Source organism: Vibrio phycocola (assembly GCF_053850235.1).
Window position 1 is genome coordinate 20,920 of the sequence record NZ_JBSQDJ010000017.1, and the last position, 22,746, is coordinate 43,665.

A 22,746-nucleotide genomic window follows, 5' to 3' on the forward strand; every position below is an offset into this window, starting at 1 on the left:
TGTTAGTCTCATCGGTTACGTTTTCATTAATCATCGATATTAGAAGTGGTTAAGAGCTAATCAACTCGCTCTACCGTTAGCAGCCCGACTTCCATATGAACAATTTGAACTTCCGTACCAGCTTCGATAGGTTGCTTTGCTTTTACTTTCCATTCAATACCTGAATATCGATGCCTCACCGTGTGCCCAACCAGTAATTCATCAGTTAAGAAAAAGCGATGACCAATCATGTCGTTCGTCGTTTTGGTTGAATCGACTTTATTCTGCAAACGTTTCATCGGCTTCCAGCTAAAGAGCGCAACGAGCGTTGAAATAATGGCAGTGGCTAATAAAGAATTCATCACAGTTTCTGGGAAAACGCCCAAAAACATCAATACTCCCACCGCTATCATTCCAATTCCGACAAAGATCAGCACAAAGGTCGAGAAACCAAGAACGAGCACTTCTATCGCAAGTAACAGCAATCCGATAACAACATAGCTTTGCGCCAAGTTCGATAAGATATAGTCCATAATTAGCCTTTATTTAAGCTCTTAATAATCGTCATCGCCTGAGCAACCACCGAACTCGCATCATTACCATTATCGGGTAACAAGACGACAGATGATTCTTTCGCAATCGCCGCTTTTGCTTCAATAGCCTTAGTCGCTAGGTCAAGTTGAATTGCCTTTTGGCCTTGTTCTGTATTGGCCGCCTCACCGACTTTCTGCAGTGCTTGAGCTTGTGCATCTGCAACTGCAATAATGGCTCTTGCTTCACCTTCCGCACGAAGAACTTGCTCTTCTTTTTCCGCTTCAGCTTGAAGTACGACTGATCGCTTTTGACCTTCAGCTACGTTAATAGCTGCTTGACGATCACCCTCTGACTCGAGGATTTGAGCTCGTTTGACCCGCTCCGCTTTCATTTGTGTTTCCATCGCTTCCATAACGGTTTGCGGTGGCACAATATCTTTTATTTCATAACGTAGAACCTGAATACCCCAGGGACTAGCGGCTTCGTTGATTGCCGCAACAATATTGGTATTCAGTGCATCGCGCTCTTCAAATGTTTTATCTAATTCCATTTTTCCGAGCTCAGAACGCATTGTGGTTTGCGAAAGTTGAGTCACCGCAAACACGTAATCATCCACACCATAGCTGGCTTTGTACGGATCTAATACTCGGAAGTAAAGAACGCCATCAACACTTAGCGAAATGTTATCTCGGGTGATCGCACTTTGGCTTGGGACATCTACGGCTTGTTCTTTCAACGAGCGATCAGCACCAACATGATCAATAAATGGAACGATGAAATTTAATCCAGCTTCCCGGGTTGATTGATACTTGCCAAAACGCTCAATAAGATACGCTCGGTTTTGTGGAACAAAAATAATTGAAGATTTTAAAATAACAATCGCAAGTATGAGAAGAACAACTTCCACTCTTAATACATATTCCAATACTAAATCCATAGAAACCTCAGTAAGCCCAATTAACATCAACCTTAAGAATAACGAGTTACCAAGGCAAATCAATCTGCCACCTCATAAAACATTAATTATTAATGAGAATATAGATCGTTTTTCCAATGCCTCTAACTTGATTTTCGATTGCTTAGCCCATATCTTGCTTTGATAGTGATGAACAGTTGGACATTAAAATGCAAACGCCAAACCCAGTCGAAATAACGCAACATAATTTACGAGAAGTCATTGAAGGATCCATGACTACACCAGTATTAGTCTACTTTTGGGCTCCTGCCGAACCAGAAAGTGGCGCGTTGATCGAACCCATAAGACAGCTCACCCAGCAGTACCAAGGAGCATTCTCTCTAGCGCTGCTCAACTGTCAACAAGAACAAGCGGTAGCAGCGCAATTTGGCGTCCAAGTTCTTCCTACATTTGCCTTATTTTCACAAGGACAAGCGGTCGACGGTATTGGCGGGCCACAAACAATTGAAGCGATTAATGCCCTACTCGAACGTCACCTACCAAGCCAAGATGAGCGTAACTTTGAGCAGGCTAAACAGCTAATATCTCAAGAACAATACCAACAAGCATTACCTTTGTTAACATCGATACAAGAGCCCCTATCTTCTCGCGGTGATGTGTTACTAGCACTAGCGGATTGTTATTTAGAAACCCAACAATTTGACTTAGTTGAACCACTATTAGCAAAGGTCACGATGGAGTACCAGGACGGCTACTACACCAAATTACAGGCCAAGCTCACACTGCATGAGCAAGCATCGAATAGCCCTGAAATTACATCATTGGAGGCGACATTTGCAGCAAATTCAAGCGACACACAAGTGGCTTTAGAGTTGGCAAGTCAATACCATGGTGTCAACCGTGACGAAGATGCTCTCGAGCTACTATGGACATTCTTGAGCAAAGATCTCAATGCGCAAGATGGTGAAATGAAAAAAGTCTTTATGGATATTCTAAACGCGCTCGGTCAAAGTAACCCACTGGCAAGTCGCTTTCGTCGTCAGCTCTATTCATTGCTTTACTAAGTTAAGCGATTTTTAATTTCTTATAGACACAAAAATGGACGCTCTCTTTATTACATTCTCAAAGGGCGTCCATTTTGATTTTTCCTCGATGTATTTCTAACCAATTAGGTTTAGATAAGCTTGTTCCGTCAACACCTCAACACCTTTTGCTTGCGCCGCGTTGATCTTGGTTTCACCCACTTTTGCACCGGTGACTAAATAGTTGGTTTTTCCAGTAACCGATTTCCCAACTTTAGCGCCAAGCAACTTCGCTTGTTTTTCCATATCACCACGAGAGCCCTGCTGCATTGAACCCGTAAACACGATCATTTTGCCCGCGATTGGAGAAGCAGTATCACTGTCAGCCTGTTTCGCCGTCACACTGAGGGTGAATCCAAGCTCATAGACCTTGAAAAACTCATCTCTAATATTCGCAAGCCCTGCAACAATCGCTTCAGCGCTGAGCAAGGCAAAACCATCAATTTCGACGATGGCCTCAGCGGAAACATCAAATAACTCAGTGATTGAATAGACTTGAAGCAATTTTTCACAATTTCCGCCACCTAAACGACTCACTCCAAAAGCCGATAGAAAACGCCAATCTTCAACTTCAATTTCTCGACTTGCAATAAGCTGATCGTAAAGATTTTGTGACGTTTTATCACCAAAGCCGAACTCCGAGAATTGCTCTACCGTTAAGTCATAAATCTCATGAATATGCCTAACGCCAAATTGGCTCAGTTTTTCAATCACTTTTGGCCCAAAGCCATCATTATTTGCTAAGGTTTTAAAGAAATGTATCAGAGTATTCTCAGTCTGTGCGGGACAGTCACTCTTATTTGGACAAATTAAATGGTCCGATTCCCACAACAAAGATGAATGGCAACTTGGACATGCGTCAGGAAGTTGTGGCTCAACGCTTTTAATCACCTTTTCAATCTTCGGTATCACTAGGCCACTTCGTACAATTTGTACCATTGCCCCAGGACCAACACCATTGGTTTTCACCATATTATAATGGTGAACCGTAACCCGACTGATGGTTGCACCACTGATTTTAGTCGGCACCAATTCAGCAACGGGAGACACTCGTCCAGTCCGAGATGTTTGTGGTATCACGTTTATCACTTCAACTTGAGCTGATTCTTCATTGATTTTAAAAGCAATCTGCCAGCGATGAAACTTGCGAGTCGCCCCCATATTCTCTTTGATACGCTCGTCAGTGACTTCTAAAATAACGCCATCAACGTCAAAAGAAACCGCATTCCAAATCTGTTCGACAATGACGTCGAAATCATCAAGCAAAGTTTGGTAATGCCCAGTCCAATTATCGATTAATGAAAATGGATAGAAGACACAAGCACCGTCGGTTATCGCTTTTAAGACTCGTTCATCGACATTTTTCTCTGCAATAATAGCGGCTTGAATGTTGCGCGAATTTTCGAAATGGTCACTCAGCTGATGTTCGAAATAATCTTTATTGATAACGATTTCACCGGCGCCTAGCCCTCGTTGCCCGTGATTTGCAACTTGTAGACCTCGCTCAAATGCACGAGTTACGTCTTGCCCTTTAACACCATCGCCTCGCGTGTAGAGCTTTTCTCCATCATCATATGCCGCGTACCCATCTAGCTTTGGGGTTACTCGAACCTGAATAGTGTCACTCTCAATAGATAATAATTCGGCCGATTTTAAAATTCGATCCAGCCATTTTTGAATTTCGCCCTTTGAATACGCTTTATCCGTTGAAAGCATCTTTTGCGGCAATGCAACGGTCTTTCCAACATTGACTGACTCAGGCTCAACAGAGAGCACAAATGGATGGTTGGGATTATTTTTCGCAAATAAACGACTGGCCTGATCGTAATTCGAATCACTCAAGATTGGGCTTCCTGAACGATAAAATGCGTTCGTCACTTCTAATAAAGTCAAAAGCTCACTATTACTTAAGTTCTCAACATCATTACTTCTGATTGCAGCTTCAAGTTTTGTTAATTCAACATCTACTCCTAACTGTTCTATAAAGGAAATCTGTGCGTCATTAAACTCAAATTCAGACATTATATTTACCATTTCAATTTATGTATTTTATGATTTTAAAAGCCGAGGTACGGCATTTATCATTGCGCTATTGTTTCAATTTGCCGCTAAATAACGTTTACCCACGACAAAAAAAAGGCCCCCAAAGGAGCCTCTCATTTTACCACTTCTAACCATTCTTGGCTTTAAACTCTTTGATTTGTTGTCGGTATTGAGCAAGGCGGTCTGGTGTCATTAGATTACGACGTTCATCTAAAACATTGCCTCCCATGTCATCCGCAATTTGCTGAGCAGTACGCAACATCACTTTGAAGTTTTGCTCCGAATCACCAAAACAAGGGAGCGTCATAAAGAATGAAATACCTTTAGTAGTAAATTCATTAGGATCATCATGCTTCAATGTTCCTGGCTGCATCATGTTTGCGACACTAAACAATATCTTTCCTGTACCCGATAAATCGGCGTGACGGTGGAAAATATCCATTTCACCGTAGAGCAATCCATTTTGCTTCATGCTATCGAACAGTTTAGTGCCGACAAACGGTTCACTGGTTGCACAATGAACATTGAGAACTAACACTTCAAAAGGGTCTTCTTCAGGCTCAGGTTCAGCGGGTACTTCTGGTGTACTAATTGGAGTTTGTGCTTCGACTTCAGGTTCAGTGAGTTCAGGCTGTTGAGCAAGCGCTTCTTGGAAACGAGCCTCGGCTTCTTCAGATGACATATCGGCGAAGTCGTCATGATTTTCATAACTATCGATCAAAGGGTCAATTTCACGAGAAGTAAATGAATCATCAGCATCGGGTGATGCAGGGACATCAAACGTAAATGCTGGTTCTTTACGTGATTTTTTCTCTTCTACATCATCTTTCTTGGTATTAAAAAAAGAACGGGGTGGCGGTGAAGTCGGCTCATCATCACTTTCTATCTTACCTAGAGGTTTATTGCCAAATTTTGACTTTCCATCTTTTCGGCTAGTCCAAAGACCATGAAACAATAGCGCAGCTATAGCCAGTGCACCTACAATTATGAGTACGAATCGCAATTCTTGCATTATAAACTCTCAGTTACTCGAATTCTTAGATCGACCACTATTAACATAGTGTCGCTTAGTTATCATAGCTCAGTTTTTCTTATCTGGTCACTTTAACAAACTTTAAAGGCGATTTTGAATAGGATATTGTGAGAAGTTATGAATTAACAGGAATTTTTTTCACAATTATTCTAATTAGCTAGGTTAGAATACTGGAAATTTAGTCCTAACTACGTATTAAAAAATAGGAATCTACCATGACTTTAGAAAAACACTCCGGTTTTGGCTACTTCTTCTACGGAGCCAAGCTTGCAATGGCTCCGGGGCTTCGTCGATACGTTATGTTTCCCTTGTTAATAAATTTTATTTTAATTGGTGGCGCACTCGCCTTTCTGTTTAATCAAATGGGAGGGTGGATCGATGGTGTTATAGGTCTGTTGCCTGACATGCTTTCATGGTTAAGCTATGTATTATGGCCGCTAATTTCTTTGGTTATCGTTGTTATATTCATGTACTACTTCAGCACTCTAGCAAATATTATTGCGGCACCGTTTAGTGGTCTACTTGCTGAAAAAGTAGAACAAAAGTTACTTGGAATCGAACCTAAACAAGAAAGTCTTACGGCTTTTTTTAAAGATATCCCTCGAATTTTGGCACGTGAATGGCGAAAACTGGTTTATACGATCCCCAAAATGATTGGGCTATTTATACTCCTATTCATTCCAGTAATCGGACAAACTGTTGGGCCATTTGCATGGTTTATTTTTACCTCGTGGATGTTTGCTATCCAATATTGTGACTACCCTTTTGACAATAATAAGGTCGACTTCATCACAATGAGAGACCAACTAAAGCAGAAAAAAGGCTGTGCTTATGGGTTTGGGGTTATGGTTACCCTATTTACAACCGTCCCTGTTGTAAATATGTTCGTTCTTCCAATCGCTGTCTGTGGAGCAACGGCTATGTGGGTAACAGAATTTCGCCAAGCATCACTGCGATAATTATATTGGAGTAACGATAACCACTATCGTTACTCCCTATATGTTATAACTTTTTAATCCTTTTCCGTTTCAATCTGACGTTCTATTCTTAATTAACATTAACAAACAACGACGTTTCCATCGTTTGAAACGCCCAAACGTGAATTCAAGGATATATTAACTATGAGCAAAATCTACGAAGATAACTCACTTGCAATTGGTAACACTCCTCTTGTTCGTCTTAACAAAGTTAGTAAAGGCAATGTATTGGCTAAAGTTGAAGCTCGTAACCCTAGCTTCAGCGTAAAATGTCGTATCGGTGCAAATTTGATTTGGGATGCTGAAAAATCTGGCAAACTAAAAGCAGGTATTGAACTTGTTGAACCAACCAGTGGAAACACCGGTATTGCACTTGCTTTCGTTGCTGCAGCTCGTGGTTACAAATTAACGTTAACCATGCCTGAGTCAATGAGCTTGGAGCGTCGTAAACTTCTTAAAGCATTAGGAGCAAACCTAGAGTTAACAGAAGCTGCTAAAGGCATGAAAGGAGCAATTGCAAAAGCTGAAGAAATCGTTGCAAGCGATCCAAGCAAGTACCTGCTGCTTCAACAATTTAATAACCCAGCAAACCCAGAGATTCACGAAAAAACAACGGGACCTGAAATCTGGGATGCTACTGATGGCGAAGTAGATGTTCTAGTTGCAGGTGTCGGAACAGGCGGAACCATTAGTGGTACAAGTCGCTACCTTAAGAATACTCAAGGTAAAGCAATTACATCAGTAGCGGTAGAACCAACGGAATCACCAGTGATCGCGCAAGCAATCGCAGGCGAAGAAATCAAACCAGCACCGCATAAGATTCAAGGGATTGGAGCGGGCTTTATTCCAGGAAACTTAGATTTATCACTGATTGACCGCGTTGAAGCCGTATCATCTGACGATGCGATCGAAATGACACAACGACTAATGAAAGAAGAAGGTATTCTAGCTGGAATATCATCTGGTGCAGCCGTTGTAGCAGCAAATAGAATTGCAGAACTCCCTGAATTTGCTGATAAAACTATCGTTGTTATTCTTCCTAGTTCAGGTGAACGTTACCTAAGTACAGCACTGTTTGCAGGTATATTCTCTGAAAAAGAGAACCAACAATAATATGTAGTGAAATCAAATTTTCGCATAAAAAAGCCCCTTATAGGGGCTTTTTTGTTGATCCTAGCGCCACCTTTGGTAATATCGGGCTTACTTTATTTTAAGCTTCAAAATAAAGATCAAACCTAGAGTTATGAAGTTGTCATCATCACTGATGTTAACTTATTAGAGAGGAGTCGATTGTCAGCAACGAAGACTCAGCAAACAGCACATGCTAATTGTTGAAAATTGTTAAGCTACGACGACCTCTATAACGAAACTAAAATAATATATTAAATTGGGGTATACAACATGTACGAGAAGCAAGTAAAAATCACTGCTGAAAACGGTTTACACACTCGACCTGCTGCACAATTCGTTAAAGAAGCGAAAACTTTCGATGCCGATATTACTGTTACTTCAAACGGTAAAAGTGCAAGTGCTAAAAGCCTGTTCAAACTTCAAACTCTTGGACTAGTTAAAGGAACTGAAGTAACTATCTCTGCAACTGGCGCTCAAGAAAAACAAGCGGTTGATCATCTAGTTGCCCTAATGGATCACCTAGAGTAATCATACTTTCAACAGAGCCGTTATTAAGCAACGGCTCTGTTGGTATTTACTCATGTCTATCCAACACATTTTTATTTCGCAGCTATTTTCAATCCCGTCTAATGTTAACCAGTTTAAGGTAAAGCTATGATTTCAGGTATCCTAGCATCTCCTGGTATTGCTATCGGTAAAGCACTACTACTTCAAGAAGATGAAATTGTCCTAAACACCAACACCATTTCCGATGACCAAGTAGAAGCGCAAGTTGAAGCTTTCTACACCGCACGTAATAAATCAAAAGAGCAACTTGAACTCATCAAGCAAAAAGCGTTAGAAACCTTCGGTGAAGAAAAAGAAGCCATCTTTGAAGGTCACATAATGTTGCTTGAAGATGAAGAGCTAGAAGAAGAAATCTTAGCTCTTATCAAGAACGACAAACTTTATGCCGATAACGCTATTCATACTGTTATCGAAGAACAAGCTGTTGCGCTTGAGTCGTTAGATGATGAGTACTTAAAAGAACGAGCAACTGATGTTCGTGATATCGGCGCTCGTTTCGTAAAAAATGCTCTTGGTATTACTATCGTTAATCTTGCAGCCATTAACGAAGAAGTCATTCTAGTCGCTTACGATTTAACTCCGTCAGAAACCGCACAAATCAATTTAAATTACGTTTTAGGTTTTATTACTGACATTGGTGGTCGTACATCGCACACCTCAATCATGGCTCGTTCTCTTGAACTTCCAGCGATTGTTGGTACTAATGACATCACTCAAAAGGTAAAACATGGTGATATGTTAGTTGTTGACGCGATCAACAATAAAATCATCATTAACCCTTCTGATGCTGAAATTGAAGAAGCGAAAAAAATTAAAGAAGATGTTCTTGCAGAAAAAGCAGAACTGGCAAAACTAAAAGATCTACCAGCAGAAACGCTTGATGGACATCGTGTCGAAGTATGCGGAAATATTGGTACAGTTAAAGACTGTGATGGTATTTTACGCAACGGTGGTGAAGGTGTTGGTCTATACCGCACTGAGTTTCTTTTCATGGATCGAACGGCTTTACCAACTGAGCAAGAGCAGTACGAAGCATATAAAGAAGTTGCGGAATCAATGCATGGCGAATCCGTGATTATTCGTACCATGGATATCGGTGGAGATAAAGACCTTCCGTATATGGATCTTCCACAAGAGATGAACCCATTTCTTGGCTGGCGTGCGATTCGCATCAGCTTAGATCGTCGCGATATCCTTCGTGCACAATTACGCGGTATTCTGCGTGCATCAGCGCACGGTAAACTTCGTATCATGTTCCCAATGATTATCTCAGTTGAAGAAATTCGTGAGCTAAAAGCTGCACTTGAAGAGTACAAAGTAGAGCTTCAATCAGAAGGCTATGCTTTCGACAAAAACATCGAAGTCGGTGTGATGGTTGAAACTCCAGCAGCTGCTGCAATTGCCCATCACCTTGCTAAAGAAGTTGAGTTCTTCTCAATCGGAACTAACGACCTGACCCAATATACATTGGCGGTTGACCGTGGTAACGAGATGATCTCACACCTTTACAACCCACTATCTCCTGCTGTATTAACTGTGATTAAGCAAGTGATTGATGCATCTCATGCTGAAGGCAAGTGGACAGGCATGTGTGGTGAGCTTGCGGGCGATGAAAGAGCGACTCTTTTATTACTAGGTATGGGTTTAGATGAATTCTCTATGAGTGGTATTTCTATTCCTGTCGTTAAGAAAACAATCCGTAACTCTAACTTTGCAGAAGTTAAAGCAATGGCGGAAGAAGCACTTTCTTTACCAACGGCAGAAGAAATTCAAGCTTGTGTTGATAAATTTATCGCAGAAAAAACTCAGTAATCGCTTCATTCTAATAGACATTAGATGACAAATATGTCGTCTAATGTCTATGCTTGGTATATTATACCGAAAATTGAATGATTAAATCCTAGGAGCACAGCACATGGGTCTGTTTGATAAACTAAAAAAATTAGTGTCCGATGACCGAACAGAAGTTGGAGCAATCGAAATAATCGCCCCTCTTTCAGGTGACATTGTAAATATTGAAGACGTGCCAGACGTTGTTTTCGCAGAGAAAATCGTTGGTGATGGTATTGCGATTAAACCAAATGGCGACAAAATTGTCGCGCCAGTTAATGGTACCATTGGTAAGATTTTTGAAACAAACCACGCATTTTCTATTGAATCAGATGAAGGTGTAGAGCTTTTTGTCCACTTCGGTATTGATACTGTAGAACTTAAAGGCGAAGGGTTTACTCGTATCGCTGAAGAAGGTCAATCCGTTAAAGCAGGCGATACAGTGCTTGAGTTTGATTTGGCTTATCTACTTGAAAATGCGAAATCGACTTTAACACCTGTCGTTATCTCGAACATGGATGAAATCAAAGAGTTGAATAAACTTTCTGGTGCGGCCGTGGTTGGAGAAACGCCAGTTTTACGTGTAACGAAATAATCGCATATTTTGTTAGGTCTAAAAAAACGCCGCTAAGCGGCGTTTTTTTATGATTCAACGAAACCAACAACGATCCTAGTAACCCAATGCATAGCGAAGCGCTCGCTTTTTTAAAGGTCCTGCATGCTGGGCTGTTTTCAGAGCAATATTACGCATCAATTTCAACGGCATGATGTCATTGCTAAACAGTTTGTAAAAAACATCCATCCCACTTTGCATCGCTAAATTATCAATCTTTCTATTTTTCTGGTACTGCATAAACATTTGCTCAGTTAACATCGAACTTTCGCTGGTTTGTTTCAATAACTCCCTGACATCTTTAAATCCCAAATTTACGCCCTGGCCAGCCAATGGATTTATCGTATGTGCAGCATCACCAACAAGAACACAATGTTTAGAAACATAACGTTGCGCATGACGACGAACCAATGGGAATGAACCATGATCGCTCACTTCAACCTCCCCTAATTGATTAGGAAAATGCCTTTCTATTTCTTCTTTTAACTGAACTGAGTTCATTGCCGATAGCTGGCGAATACGTTGTGGTGAGTCATACCATACCAATGAAGCTTGATGTCCACCCATTGGTAAATACGATCTCGGTCCTGAAGGAAAAAACTGCTGCCAAGTAACGTCTTCTTGCACTAGCGTAGTCTTAACATTAATCAACATGCAGTGATGACGATAATCCCACGCAGTGACTCCGATATTAGCAAATGTGCGCACTTTAGAATTGGCCCCATCAGCGCCAACCACCCAATCAGTCGCAACCTTTTCCCCAGACGACAGATGCAAAATGGAATTATCAGCAAACTCGATCGAATTGATCTCATCTGGACACAACACGGTTAGGTTTGGATAAAGTGAAAACTGTTGCCACAAGCCTAGCTGTATAACGCGGTTTTCTACCATATACCCCAATTGATCAAGTGCTATTTCTTCTGCGAAAAACGATGTCTTACAATTTTCATGTTCCCACGTTTCCAAGCCCTTATACGGACATATTCTCATCTTCTCAATCGCAGGCCACACTCCTAGCTGCTGCAGAAACTCAACCGAAGCCATCGATATTGCCGACACTCTAAGATCCATAGGTTGCTCAGCGTCAAAAGCACACGGTGGCGTTTGTTCAATCAGCACGACCTCTCTACCCTGCTGAGCTAAACCCAACGCGGTTGCTGCACCAACCATTCCACCACCGACTACGGCTAGTTCCACTTTTTTCATCGTCATCATCGCTAACTATTTGATTTTGTATTCTGATTTTTAATTGTACGATCTTCATATCAGATTGCGAATCTATTTCGATTATATCACTACTTAAAATAAGGCTTCTCTCGCTATATAACCTTGGTTTAAATTGATTGTTGAGATTGACTAGTCAGTGACTTTTTAAAGCAGTACAATACGCGGCTACCACGAAATCGGATAACCAACCAGTATTTACCCGAATGGGTCAATGACACCAAAAATTGATAATACGAGCGAAAGAAATGAGTAAGAAACTGCTAATTAAAACTTGGGGCTGTCAGATGAACGAATACGATTCATCGAAAATGGCCGACCTACTCAATGCAACAAATGGCTATGAGTTAACAGAAGTGCCTGAGGAAGCAGATGTACTACTACTGAATACCTGTTCTATTCGTGAAAAAGCGCAAGAAAAAGTCTTTCATCAGCTTGGCCGTTGGAAAACCTTAAAAGATAAAAAACCGGGCGTTGTTATCGGTGTCGGCGGCTGCGTTGCCACTCAAGAAGGTGACCATATTCGTGAACGAGCTTCATTTGTCGATGTTATTTTTGGCCCTCAAACGCTGCACCGTTTGCCTGAAATGATTAAACGCTCTCATGATGATCATGCACCGGTGATGGATATTTCATTCCCAGAGATAGAGAAGTTCGATAACCTGCCTGAACCCAAAGCAGAAGGTGCAACCGCATTCGTCTCTATCATGGAAGGATGCTCAAAATATTGTACTTACTGTGTCGTGCCTTATACTCGAGGCGAAGAAGTCAGTCGCCCAATGGATGACGTTCTATTTGAAGTAGCACAACTTGCTGAGCAAGGCGTACGTGAGGTCAACCTATTAGGCCAAAACGTGAATGCCTACCGAGGCCTAACACATGACGGTGATATCTGTTCATTCGCCGAATTACTAAGACTTGTCGCCTCTATTGATGGTATTGACCGCCTTCGCTTTACCACCAGTCATCCATTAGAGTTTACCGATGATATCGTTGCTGTGTATGAAGACACCCCAGAGTTAGTGAGCTTTTTGCACTTGCCTGTTCAAAGTGGCTCCGATCGTATTTTAACCATGATGAAGCGACCGCACACCGCCATCGAGTATAAATCTATTATTCGTAAGCTGCGTAAAGCTCGCCCTGATATTCAAATTAGTTCCGACTTTATCGTAGGCTTCCCAGGTGAAAGCGATCAAGATTTCGCAGATACGATGAAATTAATCCGTGATGTGGATTTCGATATGAGCTTTAGCTTTATCTTTTCACCACGCCCAGGCACTCCGGCAGCGGATTACCCATGCGATCTCTCTGAAGAAACGAAAAAAGAACGTTTGTATGAACTGCAACAAACGATCAATACTCAAGCAATGCGCTATTCACGTCTAATGCTTGGGACAGAACAACGCATTATTGTCGAAGGCCCATCGAAAAAGAACTTGATGGAACTTCGCGGACGTACCGAGAACAACCGTGTCGTGAACTTTGAAGGCTCTGCTGACCTGATTGGTCAATTCGTTGATGTTAACATTGTTGATGTCTTTGCAAATTCACTTCGTGGTGAGTTAGTCAGAACCGAAAGCGAAATGAACCTGCGTATTGCGGTATCACCATCCGCAATGATAGAAAAGACCCGTAAAGAAGATGAGCTTGGAGTAGCAACGTTTACCCCATAATCTCGGATAACAAGTCACAAAGTGCCCGGTCGCAATCGGGCACTGCGTTATGACAGAATTGAGAGGCAACATTGAGTACGAAAATAGTAACATTAGAGATCGACTTAGAACCTTCTGATAACCGCCGCCTTGCCAGTCTTTGTGGTCCATTCGATGATAATATCAAACATTTAGAGCGCCGATTAGGGGTTGAAATAAATCACCGCAGTGAGCACTTTACTGTTGTTGGTAAGCCTCATGCTGCCTCGGCCGCAATCGATATTTTGCGCACTCTTTATGTTAATACAGCTCCTATTCGTGGTAATACTCCAGACCTCGAACCCGAACAAGTTCACTTAGCCGTCAAGGAATCGGGTGTACTTGAGCAAGACACGACTGAAGCGTCGATTGTCTATGGTAAAGAAGTCACCATTAAGACAAAGAAAGGGGTAATAAAACCTCGCACGCCAAATCAAGCGCAATACCTAATGAATATGGTGACGCACGACATCACGTTCGGTATTGGTCCTGCCGGTACAGGTAAAACTTACCTCGCGGTAGCAGCAGCGGTTGACGCACTTGAACGTCAAGAAATCCGTCGTATTCTACTTACACGCCCAGCGGTCGAAGCCGGCGAAAAGCTTGGTTTTCTCCCTGGTGACCTGAGTCAGAAAGTCGACCCATATTTACGCCCACTTTACGATGCATTATTTGAAATGCTTGGCTTTGAACGTGTTGAGAAGCTCATCGAACGCAATGTTATCGAAGTTGCTCCGTTAGCTTATATGCGTGGGAGAACGTTAAACGACGCCTTTATTATCCTCGATGAAAGCCAAAACACCACGGTAGAACAGATGAAAATGTTCCTTACTCGTATTGGCTTCAATTCTAGAGCGGTTATCACTGGAGATGTCACTCAGATCGATTTACCACGCGGAGCCAAATCTGGCTTACGTCATGCAGTGGAAGTCCTTAGTGACGTCGATGATATCAGCTTCAACTTCTTTATTGCTGAAGATGTGGTAAGACACCCAGTGGTCGCTCGAATCGTCAACGCCTATGAAAAATGGGAAGCTAAAGATCAAAAAGAGCGCAAAGAAATCGACCGGAAACGACGTGAAGAACGTGAAACTCAACAAGCCGAAGCATTAACGCGCGCTGCACTTGCCGTGACCACGGCTCCACAAACAGACTCGAATTAGCGGTTAAACTCACGCTTGGAATTGATAGAAAATGGCCATTGAACTTGATCTACAGATCGCGACAGAACATTCAGAAAATTTGCCTTCTCACCATCAGATTCAAGAGTGGGTAGATAAGATCATTACCCCATTTCAAGCTGAAGCCGAACTTACTGTACGGCTTGTCGACGAACAAGAGAGCCAACAACTTAACTCACAATATCGTCACAAAAACAAGCCAACAAATGTGCTCTCTTTTCCCTTTGAGGCTCCGCCAGAAGTCGAATTAGCTCTATTGGGTGATTTAGTCATTTGTTGCCCAGTAGTTGAACGGGAAGCAAAAGAACAGAATAAGACGCCAATAGCACATTGGGCTCATATGGTTGTACATGGCTGTTTGCATCTGCTAGGTTATGATCATATTGACGATGATGAAGCCGAAGAGATGGAAGCTCTGGAAGCTGAAATCATGCTTGATATTGGGTATAACGACCCTTATATACTAGAAAAGTAGTAGGAAAATACATAACTTTAATGATAAAAAAATCGCTGTTAATACAGCTAATTTTTAATCATTATCATGTGTGCTATCACACATCTGATAGCCTAAGTAAACAGAGATAAAATGAACGAAGACAATTCGCAAAGCGCAGACGGTCCCAGTCGAAAGACATTTTTAGACCGTATAGGACAAATCTTTCAAGGTGATCCCAAGGATAAAGACGATCTCGTCGAGGTTATCCGGGGTTCAGAGGTCAACGATTTAATCGATCACGACACGCGGGATATGCTCGAAGGCGTCATTCAAATCGCCGATATGAGAGTCAGAGATATTATGATTCCTCGCTCTCAAATGGTGACTGTCGATATCACCGACTCTCTCGATCAAATCGTAACGCTTATTTCCGATGCACAACATTCCCGATACCCTATCGTCAGTGAAGACAAAGATCATGTCGAAGGTATTCTACTAGCCAAAGACCTCCTGAAATATCTAGGCTCTCAAAGCGCACCGTTTACTATCACCGAAGTGACTCGTCCTGCTGTTGTCGTTCCAGAAAGTAAGCGCGTCGATCGCTTATTGAAAGAGTTTCAAGAAGAGCGCTACCACATGGCGATTGTTGTTGATGAATTTGGCGGAGTATCTGGGGTTGTCACCATCGAAGATATCCTCGAAGAAATCGTCGGTGATATCGAAGATGAAACCGACGAAGAAGATGAAAGATATATCCGTCAGTTAAGCAAGCATACTTTCTCTTTAAGTGGTTTAACCACCATCGAAGACTTTAACGAAACGTTTGGCACTCAGTACAGTGATGATGAAATCGATACCGTTGGCGGGTTAGTAATGACAGCATTCGGTCATCTACCTGAACGTGGTGAGTTGGTATCCGTTGGCGAATTCCAGTTCAAAGTAACCAACTCTGATAACCGCAGAATTGTCCAATTACAGGTCACCATTCCCGATGATGACTCATCATCTGAGCCTGACTCTCCATAACGTTTTGGTATTTGGAACACATATCAATGGTTAAATTTACAACCTCTATTTGGTTACGCTCCGGCGTAACCTTATTTGTTGGTGCAGCAACTTCTCTCGCTTTTGCTCCCTATTCTATTTGGCCAGTTGCCATTCTTTCTCTAGCATTTCTCATAAATCTATCAACTCAACAATTGTCATGGAAAAGTGCTTTTTCTGTTGGCTGGCTTTGGGGGCTTGGGTTATTTGGCTTAGGGTTAAGCTGGGTTCATGTCAGTATCGATACCTTTGGTGGCGTCCCACCAATTGTCAGTGTGATTCTGTTATTTTTTCTATCTGCGTATTTGGCATTATTTCCAGCGTTATTTTCTGTGCTGGTACAAGGCTGTTGGCAACAAAAACCAACCTATCGATTTCTTATTGCCGTCCCCGCATTTTGGTTAGGCATTGAGGGGTTACGTGGCTGGTTATTTACAGGGTTTCCTTGGTTATGGCTTGGATACAGTCAAATCGACTCTCCTTTAGCCAGTTATGCTCCTGTCGGCGGTGTTGAATTAATAAACATGATTGTTGCATTGGCCGCTGGCTCACTCGTTTACTACTGGCAACAACGAAAACTCATCGCACTGCTACCGATCGTATCCATATTTATCGTCGCCTACTCACTCAATAATATTCCATGGGTCACCTTGAAAAAGGGAACCGATACAACGATTGCCCTTATTCAAGGAAATATCGACCAAGAAATAAAGTGGCTACCTTCGCAACGCTGGCCGACAATAGAGAAGTACACGCAACTTACCGAACAAAATATCGATGCTGATATCATCATTTGGCCCGAAGCGGCTATCCCGGCATTTGAATCTGAACTACCCCATTTTTTCGAAATCATTGATCGATTTGGCAAAGAAGAAAATATCGCGATTATGACTGGAGTATTAAATCAACTTGATGCTCAAACATTTTATAACAGTATTCTCGTGCTTGGGGAAAATGGTCGCGGTGAGTATCAGCATGACATCGATGCTCTTTACCACAAACATCACTTACTGCCGTTTGGTGAATTTGTTCCATTCGAAGAGTGGCTTCGCCCTATTGCTCCGATCTTTAATTTGCCAAACTCAGCGTTTTCGCGTGGTGACTATATTCAAAAGAATATCTTCGCTAATCAACGCTATTTTATCGCAGCATTGTGTTATGAAATCATTTTTGGTGAGCAACTTCGAGATAATTTTACGACTCAAACCGACTTTATTTTAACCCTATCCAATGACGCATGGTTTGGTGACTCAGTTGGACCACTGCAACATATGGAGATCGCGAGAATGCGAGCTCTCGAATTAGGTCGCCCATTAGTACGTGCAACCAATACTGGAGTGACTGCGATAACAGATCCAAAAGGAAAAATCATCGAACAAATCCCTCAGTTTGAAGTGGCTGTATTGAAAAAGACCATTAGCTCATATCAAGGCCTAACCCCATACGTTAAATATGGAAGTTGGCCCATCTATATGATCCTATTGTCTGCATTGATACTCGCACGTTTAACCACACGAGATAAATCAAGCTCTACTAAGGCTTGATAGGCAGTCGACGAAAGTGATGATTACCACACTCAGTACAATCACTCACCGCGGTGGGATGATTGTACTCAACACGATGACCACACTTCTCACAACCCAACGTACCTAATCCGATGATATCGCCAGTCTGATAAGTGCCTTGGGTTTCGAGTTCATGAAAAAACTCTGTTTGCTCAATAAAAGTTTTATCCGAAATTTCTGCTAACCCTTGCCAGATAGAATTTTCAATCATCAAATAAAACGGCCCACTTTTACTTTCTTCATAACTCTGAGCAAACTCATTTAAATCCGCCTGGACATAAGCCGAAATTAAAGAAAGTTCATCTTTCGTCATATCAGATGCGGCATGGGCAACCTTTTCTGACGTTTGAACCACGTCTTCGAGGTCTTCTTGGTTGATTTTGAGTTTATTGATCACCGTTTCAAGCAAAGAAACGTATCCTGCGCTGCGTTTTGGCATAACTTACCTCCATCAAACCAGATTGGCTATTGTTGTGCACTGCTGCTTTAGGTATTCTATGTCGATCTAAAAGTCGCTGTTCTAATTGAACTCACAAATTCCAAGATAACCGGATATCGTCGATGCAAGATCAATACAACCCTCAAGAAATTGAAAAAAAAGTTCAGGCCCATTGGGACAACAACAAGACCTTTGTAGTAAGTGAAGACCCAAATAAAGAAAAATTCTACTGTCTATCCATGTTTCCTTACCCAAGTGGTCGCCTTCACATGGGACATGTACGAAATTACACCATTGGTGACGTTATCGCGCGCTTCCAGCGTCTCCAAGGAAAAAACGTCATGCAACCCATCGGTTGGGATGCATTTGGCCTTCCAGCTGAAAATGCTGCCGTAAAAAATAAAACGGCTCCTGCACCTTGGACGTACGAAAACATTGAATACATGAAAACCCAGCTTAAGCTTCTGGGTTTTGGTTACGATTGGAATCGTGAATTTGCGACCTGCCGCCCTGAATATTACCGTTGGGAACAACAGTTCTTCACCAAGCTATATGAGAAAGGTTTGGTCTATAAGAAAACCTCGTCTGTAAACTGGTGCCCACACGATCTAACCGTCCTTGCGAACGAGCAAGTTGAAGATGGTTGCTGCTGGCGTTGTGATACTCCTGTTGAACAAAAAGAAATTCCTCAATGGTCAATCAAAATCACCGCGTACGCACAAGAGTTACTGGACGATCTCGATAACCTTGAAGGTTGGCCCGATACAGTAAAAACCATGCAGCGTAACTGGATTGGTCGCTCTGAAGGTGTCGAATTATCGTTTCAAGTTGCAGGAAATGATGATCTAGAGGTCTATACAACCCGTCCGGATACTTTAATGGGTGTGACTTATGTTGGTATCGCAGCCGGACACCCATTGGCTGCAGAAGCGGCTAAAAGTAACCCACAACTCGCTGAGTTTATTGACGATTGTAAAAACACCAAAGTTGCTGAAGCCGAATTAGCAACCATGGAGAAAAAAGGGATGGCAACAGGCTTAACGGCTATTCATCCCTTAAACGGTCGTGAAGTTCCGATTTACGTCGCCAATTTCGTTCTGATGGATTACGGTACTGGCGCGGTTATGGCCGTTCCTGCTCATGACCAACGTGATTATGAATTTGCGACAAAATATGGCTTAGATATCGTGCCTGTCATTCAACCAAGTGACGGTAGTGCATTAGATGTTTCAGAAGCGGCTTATACCGAAAAAGGTGTGCTGTTTAATTCTGGTGAATTCGACGGTTTAGAATTTAAAGCGGCATTCGATGCTGTTGCAGCCAAATTAGAAGCAGAGAACAAAGGAAAGAAAACAGTTAATTTCCGCCTACGTGACTGGGGCGTATCACGTCAACGTTATTGGGGTGCACCAATCCCAATGGTAACGACTGAAGATGGTGAGGTTCATCCTGTACCCGCCGACCAATTACCGGTTATTTTACCTGAAGATGTGGTAATGGATGGCGTCACAAGTCCTATTAAAGCCGATAAATCTTGGGCTGAGACCACATTTAATGGCGAACCCGCTCTACGCGAAACCGATACCTTTGATACCTTTATGGAATCATCTTGGTATTACGCGCGTTACTGTTCACCGCAAGCGGACGATATTCTTGATCCAGAAAAAGCCAACTACTGGCTACCTGTCGATCAATATGTAGGAGGTATCGAGCACGCCTGTATGCACCTGTTGTACGCGCGCTTCTTCCACAAACTGCTTCGTGATGCTGGATTTGTAACATCAGACGAACCATTTAAGCAATTGCTTTGCCAAGGTATGGTACTCGCAGATGCCTTCTATTGGACCAATGAAAAAGGGACCAAAGAGTGGATTTCGCCTACAGATGTAAAAGTAGAACGTGACGGTAAAGGTCATATCATTTCCGCAATCGACAACCTAGGTCGTACTGTTGAGCACTCAGGTATGATCAAAATGTCTAAGTCGAAAAACAACGGGATTGACCCGCAAGAAATGGTCGACAAATACGGTGCTGATACCGTACGTTTGTTTATGATGTTTGCTTCTCCAGCAGACATGACACTTGAGTGGCAAGAGTCTGGTGTTGAAGGTGCGAACCGCTTCTTGAAGCGTGTATGGCGTTTAGTGAATGAGCATGCTGAAAAAGGTGAAGCCAAAGCCGTAGAGGTCAGTAGCTTAACCAATGACCAAAAAGCACTACGTCGTGATATTCATAAAACTATCGCGAAAGTAAGTGATGATATCGCTCGTCGTCAAACCTTTAATACCGCGATCGCGGCAATTATGGAATTGATGAATAAGCTCACAAAAGCACCTCAAGATTCTGAACAAGATCGTGCAGTGTTAGATGAAGCCGTAAAAGCAATCATCGTCATGCTATTCCCAATTACTCCTCATATCTGTTTTGAAATGTGGGAAGGCATTGGTCAGAAAGATGTTGATTTTGCAGATTGGCCAAGCTTCGATCCTGCCGCTTTGGTTGAAGACGAAAAACTCATCGTAGTTCAAGTCAACGGCAAGCTTCGTGCGAAAATCACTGTTGCTGCTGATGCAAGCAAAGAACAGGTAGAAGAACTTGGATTGGCGAACGAACATGTCACTAAGTTCACCGATGGTTTAACCATTCGTAAGGTTATCTACGTACCCGGTAAACTTCTGAACATAGTGGCGAACTAAATCGACAAATACGAGTCTGTAAACAGAGCCTCTGCTCTGTTTACTTCTCTTAGCGCTTTTACTTAAGAGTGACTAAGAGAAGTTTTAATGGCGATATAGCTCTTAACAATCTTGCGCTTAGCCGCTTAGTGATAGGAACATCATGCAATTACTCTCCGCTATAAACACGAAAATTCTATTAACCACTCTTTGCGTAACGCTGCTTTCCGGTTGCGGATTTCACATGCGAGGAAATTATAGTGTTCCTGAACAACTGCAAACGCTTTCCTTAACCAGTCACGACCAATACAGCACCTTAACTCGACTCGTAAAGAACCAATTAAAACTGAATGATATTCAGTTGGTGATGCCAGCCGAGAACATTCCGAATTTAAAAATAAGGAGTGAAAGTGTTTCGACCACAACGATATCAATATATCAAAATACTCGAGCAGCTGAAAAAGCGATTACGTTAAAAGTTAGCTATCAGATCACCACTCCAGATGTTGGGGTGCAAACTTTATCCACCAGTGTCACCAGAAGTTATTTAGATAACTCTCTAACAGCGTTAGCAAAGTCAGTCGAAAAAACGATGATCATAGACGAAATGCGTGAAATTTCCGCTTCTCAAATTATCCGTCAATTGGCCCGACTCGAAAGTGATGATACTGAATCTAATGAGGTCATAGAAACTGATTCTCATACGGTCTCTACAACACTCATCTCAGAGTAAGGGATAGGTAAATGCGAATTTACCCAGAACATGTCGCCGAACAACTCAAAAAAGGGTTAAGCTCGGTATACCTTGTCTTTGGGCCCGAACCATTGCTGGTGCACGAAACGCTGACCCAGATAACGAACAAAGCGAAACAGGATGGATTTGAAGAGATTCATCGCTACCAAGTGGATACCAGCATTGATTGGGATTCGATCTACGATCAATGCCAAGCATTAAGTTTATTCTCTTCTCGTCAAATAATAGAAATTGCGCTACCTGAAACTGGCGCGAATGCGGCCACGGCAAATCATTTGATCGAAGTGAGCCAATCTTTAAACCCAGATATTTTGCTTATTGTTCATGGTTCAAAACTGACCAAAGCTCAAGAAAACAGTAAGTGGTTTAAAGCGCTCAACTCTGAAGCAACTCTCGTGACTTGCTTAACGCCGGATCTTAATCGTTTACCCCAGTTTATTCGCCAACGTTGCTCTCAATTGGGGTTAGTCCCCGATCAAGAATCATTAAAAATGCTAGCGCAATGGCACGAAGGTAACCTACTCGCCTTGGTTCAAAATTTAGAGAAGTTGGTTCTGCTTTACCCAGATGGACAATTAACCCTGATCCGGTTGGAAGAGTCGTTAAGTCGCCATAACCACTATACCGTTTTTCATTGGACAGACGCATTACTTCAAGGAAAACCCAATCGAGGCCAGAGAATTCTTCGTCAATTAAAAGCGGAAGGGGTCGAAGCCACTATTTTGTTGCGTTCCATTCAAAAAGAGCTGCTGCTCCTATGGCAACTAAATAGCAAGCCGCAAAACCAACTTGCGTCCGAATTTGAACGATTGCGTATTTGGAATAATAAACGACCGCTTTATCAGGCTGCTTTGAATCGCTTAAATTCAGATAAAATTCAGGATCTTATTAAACAGTTGACCGCTATAGAAATCTTGGTAAAGACTCAGTATAGTGACCCCCCTTGGCTTGCATTAGAGCAACTAAGCCTAGATTTAAGCTACAACGCTTCAAAATCATAACGACTTTGACACTTACCAAAACAAAGCA

Annotated in this window: 20 protein-coding genes; 14 read left to right on the top strand and 6 right to left on the bottom strand. The window is 42.2% G+C overall.

Going from position 1 to position 22,746, the window contains the following annotated elements; translation table 11 throughout:
- Positions 1-56: 56 nt before the first annotated feature.
- Both ACWU4D_RS16810 and ACWU4D_RS16815 read right to left on the bottom strand, forming a co-directional pair.
- Positions 57-512, bottom strand: a complete 456-nt coding sequence (locus ACWU4D_RS16810; protein WP_456052608.1) for an NfeD family protein — start codon at positions 510-512, stop codon at positions 57-59.
- 2 nt (positions 513-514) lie between these two features.
- Entirely contained in the window at positions 515-1,450 is a 936-nt protein-coding gene (locus ACWU4D_RS16815) for an SPFH domain-containing protein (RefSeq protein ID WP_456052609.1), read from the bottom strand.
- Positions 1,451-1,638: 188 nt separating this feature from the next.
- On the opposite strand from ACWU4D_RS16815, the gene ACWU4D_RS16820 reads away from it, so the two are divergent.
- Positions 1,639-2,493: a co-chaperone YbbN gene (locus tag ACWU4D_RS16820; RefSeq protein ID WP_456052610.1), complete on the top strand. Its 855-nt coding sequence runs from the start codon at positions 1,639-1,641 to the stop codon at positions 2,491-2,493.
- Positions 2,494-2,589: 96 nt separating this feature from the next.
- On the opposite strand, the gene ACWU4D_RS16825 is transcribed toward ACWU4D_RS16820, so the two are convergent.
- Together ACWU4D_RS16825 and zipA are read right to left on the bottom strand one after the other, a co-directional pair.
- Positions 2,590-4,533: a BRCT domain-containing protein gene (locus ACWU4D_RS16825; RefSeq protein WP_456052611.1), complete on the bottom strand. Its 1,944-nt coding sequence runs from the start codon at positions 4,531-4,533 to the stop codon at positions 2,590-2,592.
- A gap of 148 nt (positions 4,534-4,681) precedes the next feature.
- Positions 4,682-5,566, bottom strand: a complete 885-nt coding sequence (gene zipA / locus ACWU4D_RS16830) for a cell division protein ZipA (RefSeq protein WP_456052612.1) — start codon at positions 5,564-5,566, stop codon at positions 4,682-4,684.
- A 236-nt stretch (positions 5,567-5,802) separates the two neighbouring features.
- Here zipA and cysZ point away from each other — a divergent pair, with 236 nt between their 5' ends.
- The 5 genes from cysZ to crr all read left to right on the top strand — a co-directional run bounded on the left by cysZ (position 5,803) and on the right by crr (position 10,687).
- Positions 5,803-6,546, top strand: coding sequence for a sulfate transporter CysZ (gene cysZ, locus ACWU4D_RS16835; protein ID WP_456052613.1), 744 nt, complete (start codon positions 5,803-5,805; stop codon positions 6,544-6,546).
- A gap of 162 nt (positions 6,547-6,708) precedes the next feature.
- On the top strand, positions 6,709-7,677 hold the full coding sequence (cysK, locus tag ACWU4D_RS16840; RefSeq protein WP_456052614.1) for a cysteine synthase A: 969 nt from the start codon (positions 6,709-6,711) through the stop codon (positions 7,675-7,677).
- A 288-nt stretch (positions 7,678-7,965) separates the two neighbouring features.
- A complete protein-coding gene (locus ACWU4D_RS16845; RefSeq protein ID WP_456052615.1) occupies positions 7,966-8,223 on the top strand; it encodes an HPr family phosphocarrier protein in 258 nt (85 codons plus the stop codon).
- A 126-nt stretch (positions 8,224-8,349) separates the two neighbouring features.
- Positions 8,350-10,074, top strand: a complete 1,725-nt coding sequence (ptsI, locus tag ACWU4D_RS16850; protein WP_456052616.1) for a phosphoenolpyruvate-protein phosphotransferase PtsI — start codon at positions 8,350-8,352, stop codon at positions 10,072-10,074.
- Between the two features lie 103 nt (positions 10,075-10,177).
- Positions 10,178-10,687, top strand: a complete 510-nt coding sequence (gene crr / locus ACWU4D_RS16855; RefSeq protein ID WP_456052617.1) for a PTS glucose transporter subunit IIA — start codon at positions 10,178-10,180, stop codon at positions 10,685-10,687.
- Positions 10,688-10,762: 75 nt separating this feature from the next.
- Here crr and ACWU4D_RS16860 read toward each other — a convergent pair whose 3' ends face one another.
- Positions 10,763-11,914 carry a 2-octaprenyl-3-methyl-6-methoxy-1,4-benzoquinol hydroxylase gene (locus ACWU4D_RS16860; protein WP_456052618.1) on the bottom strand — a complete coding sequence of 384 codons (1,152 nt, stop codon included), beginning with the start codon at positions 11,912-11,914 and terminating at the stop codon, positions 10,763-10,765.
- A 266-nt stretch (positions 11,915-12,180) separates the two neighbouring features.
- Between ACWU4D_RS16860 and miaB the strand changes: the two genes are divergently transcribed.
- The 5 genes from miaB (at position 12,181) to lnt (ending at position 17,828) form a co-directional block, all read left to right on the top strand.
- On the top strand, positions 12,181-13,605 hold the full coding sequence (gene miaB, locus ACWU4D_RS16865) for a tRNA (N6-isopentenyl adenosine(37)-C2)-methylthiotransferase MiaB (RefSeq protein WP_456052619.1): 1,425 nt from the start codon (positions 12,181-12,183) through the stop codon (positions 13,603-13,605).
- 71 nt (positions 13,606-13,676) lie between these two features.
- Complete coding sequence (locus ACWU4D_RS16870; protein WP_456052620.1) at positions 13,677-14,786, top strand: PhoH family protein; 1,110 nt, start codon at positions 13,677-13,679, stop codon at positions 14,784-14,786.
- Between the two features lie 31 nt (positions 14,787-14,817).
- Positions 14,818-15,279, top strand: coding sequence for an rRNA maturation RNase YbeY (ybeY, locus tag ACWU4D_RS16875; RefSeq protein WP_456052621.1), 462 nt, complete (start codon positions 14,818-14,820; stop codon positions 15,277-15,279).
- A gap of 111 nt (positions 15,280-15,390) precedes the next feature.
- Entirely contained in the window at positions 15,391-16,266 is an 876-nt protein-coding gene (corC, locus tag ACWU4D_RS16880; protein WP_456052622.1) for a CNNM family magnesium/cobalt transport protein CorC, read from the top strand.
- Positions 16,267-16,292: 26 nt separating this feature from the next.
- A complete protein-coding gene (lnt, locus tag ACWU4D_RS16885) occupies positions 16,293-17,828 on the top strand; it encodes an apolipoprotein N-acyltransferase (protein WP_456052623.1) in 1,536 nt (511 codons plus the stop codon).
- Here lnt and ACWU4D_RS16890 read toward each other — a convergent pair.
- Positions 17,818-18,288 carry a zinc ribbon-containing protein gene (locus ACWU4D_RS16890; protein ID WP_456052624.1) on the bottom strand — a complete coding sequence of 157 codons (471 nt, stop codon included), beginning with the start codon at positions 18,286-18,288 and terminating at the stop codon, positions 17,818-17,820. The genes lnt and ACWU4D_RS16890 overlap by 11 nt on opposite strands.
- A gap of 122 nt (positions 18,289-18,410) precedes the next feature.
- Here ACWU4D_RS16890 and leuS point away from each other — a divergent pair, with 122 nt between their 5' ends.
- The 3 genes from leuS (at position 18,411) to holA (ending at position 22,718) form a co-directional block, all read left to right on the top strand.
- Positions 18,411-20,984, top strand: coding sequence for a leucine--tRNA ligase (gene leuS, locus ACWU4D_RS16895; RefSeq protein ID WP_456052625.1), 2,574 nt, complete (start codon positions 18,411-18,413; stop codon positions 20,982-20,984).
- A 223-nt stretch (positions 20,985-21,207) separates the two neighbouring features.
- A complete protein-coding gene (gene lptE / locus ACWU4D_RS16900; RefSeq protein ID WP_456052626.1) occupies positions 21,208-21,696 on the top strand; it encodes an LPS assembly lipoprotein LptE in 489 nt (162 codons plus the stop codon).
- An 11-nt stretch (positions 21,697-21,707) separates the two neighbouring features.
- Entirely contained in the window at positions 21,708-22,718 is a 1,011-nt protein-coding gene (gene holA, locus ACWU4D_RS16905; RefSeq protein ID WP_456052627.1) for a DNA polymerase III subunit delta, read from the top strand.
- Positions 22,719-22,746 lie beyond the last annotated feature (28 nt).

Bases quoted from the DNA above. Each gene is read 5' to 3' on its own strand.
- ACWU4D_RS16810 (WP_456052608.1), bottom strand. From the start codon at position 512: ATGGACTATATCTTATCGAACTTGGCGCAAAGCTATGTTGTTATCGGA.
- ACWU4D_RS16815 (WP_456052609.1), bottom strand. From the start codon at position 1,450: ATGGATTTAGTATTGGAATATGTATTAAGAGTGGAAGTTGTTCTTCTC.
- ACWU4D_RS16820 (WP_456052610.1), top strand. From the start codon at position 1,639: ATGCAAACGCCAAACCCAGTCGAAATAACGCAACATAATTTACGAGAA.
- ACWU4D_RS16825 (WP_456052611.1), bottom strand. From the start codon at position 4,533: ATGTCTGAATTTGAGTTTAATGACGCACAGATTTCCTTTATAGAACAG.
- zipA (WP_456052612.1), bottom strand. From the start codon at position 5,566: ATGCAAGAATTGCGATTCGTACTCATAATTGTAGGTGCACTGGCTATA.
- cysZ (WP_456052613.1), top strand. From the start codon at position 5,803: ATGACTTTAGAAAAACACTCCGGTTTTGGCTACTTCTTCTACGGAGCC.
- cysK (WP_456052614.1), top strand. From the start codon at position 6,709: ATGAGCAAAATCTACGAAGATAACTCACTTGCAATTGGTAACACTCCT.
- ACWU4D_RS16845 (WP_456052615.1), top strand. From the start codon at position 7,966: ATGTACGAGAAGCAAGTAAAAATCACTGCTGAAAACGGTTTACACACT.
- ptsI (WP_456052616.1), top strand. From the start codon at position 8,350: ATGATTTCAGGTATCCTAGCATCTCCTGGTATTGCTATCGGTAAAGCA.
- crr (WP_456052617.1), top strand. From the start codon at position 10,178: ATGGGTCTGTTTGATAAACTAAAAAAATTAGTGTCCGATGACCGAACA.
- ACWU4D_RS16860 (WP_456052618.1), bottom strand. From the start codon at position 11,914: ATGAAAAAAGTGGAACTAGCCGTAGTCGGTGGTGGAATGGTTGGTGCA.
- miaB (WP_456052619.1), top strand. From the start codon at position 12,181: ATGAGTAAGAAACTGCTAATTAAAACTTGGGGCTGTCAGATGAACGAA.
- ybeY (WP_456052621.1), top strand. From the start codon at position 14,818: ATGGCCATTGAACTTGATCTACAGATCGCGACAGAACATTCAGAAAAT.
- corC (WP_456052622.1), top strand. From the start codon at position 15,391: ATGAACGAAGACAATTCGCAAAGCGCAGACGGTCCCAGTCGAAAGACA.
- lnt (WP_456052623.1), top strand. From the start codon at position 16,293: ATGGTTAAATTTACAACCTCTATTTGGTTACGCTCCGGCGTAACCTTA.
- ACWU4D_RS16890 (WP_456052624.1), bottom strand. From the start codon at position 18,288: ATGCCAAAACGCAGCGCAGGATACGTTTCTTTGCTTGAAACGGTGATC.
- leuS (WP_456052625.1), top strand. From the start codon at position 18,411: ATGCAAGATCAATACAACCCTCAAGAAATTGAAAAAAAAGTTCAGGCC.
- lptE (WP_456052626.1), top strand. From the start codon at position 21,208: ATGCGAGGAAATTATAGTGTTCCTGAACAACTGCAAACGCTTTCCTTA.
- holA (WP_456052627.1), top strand. From the start codon at position 21,708: ATGCGAATTTACCCAGAACATGTCGCCGAACAACTCAAAAAAGGGTTA.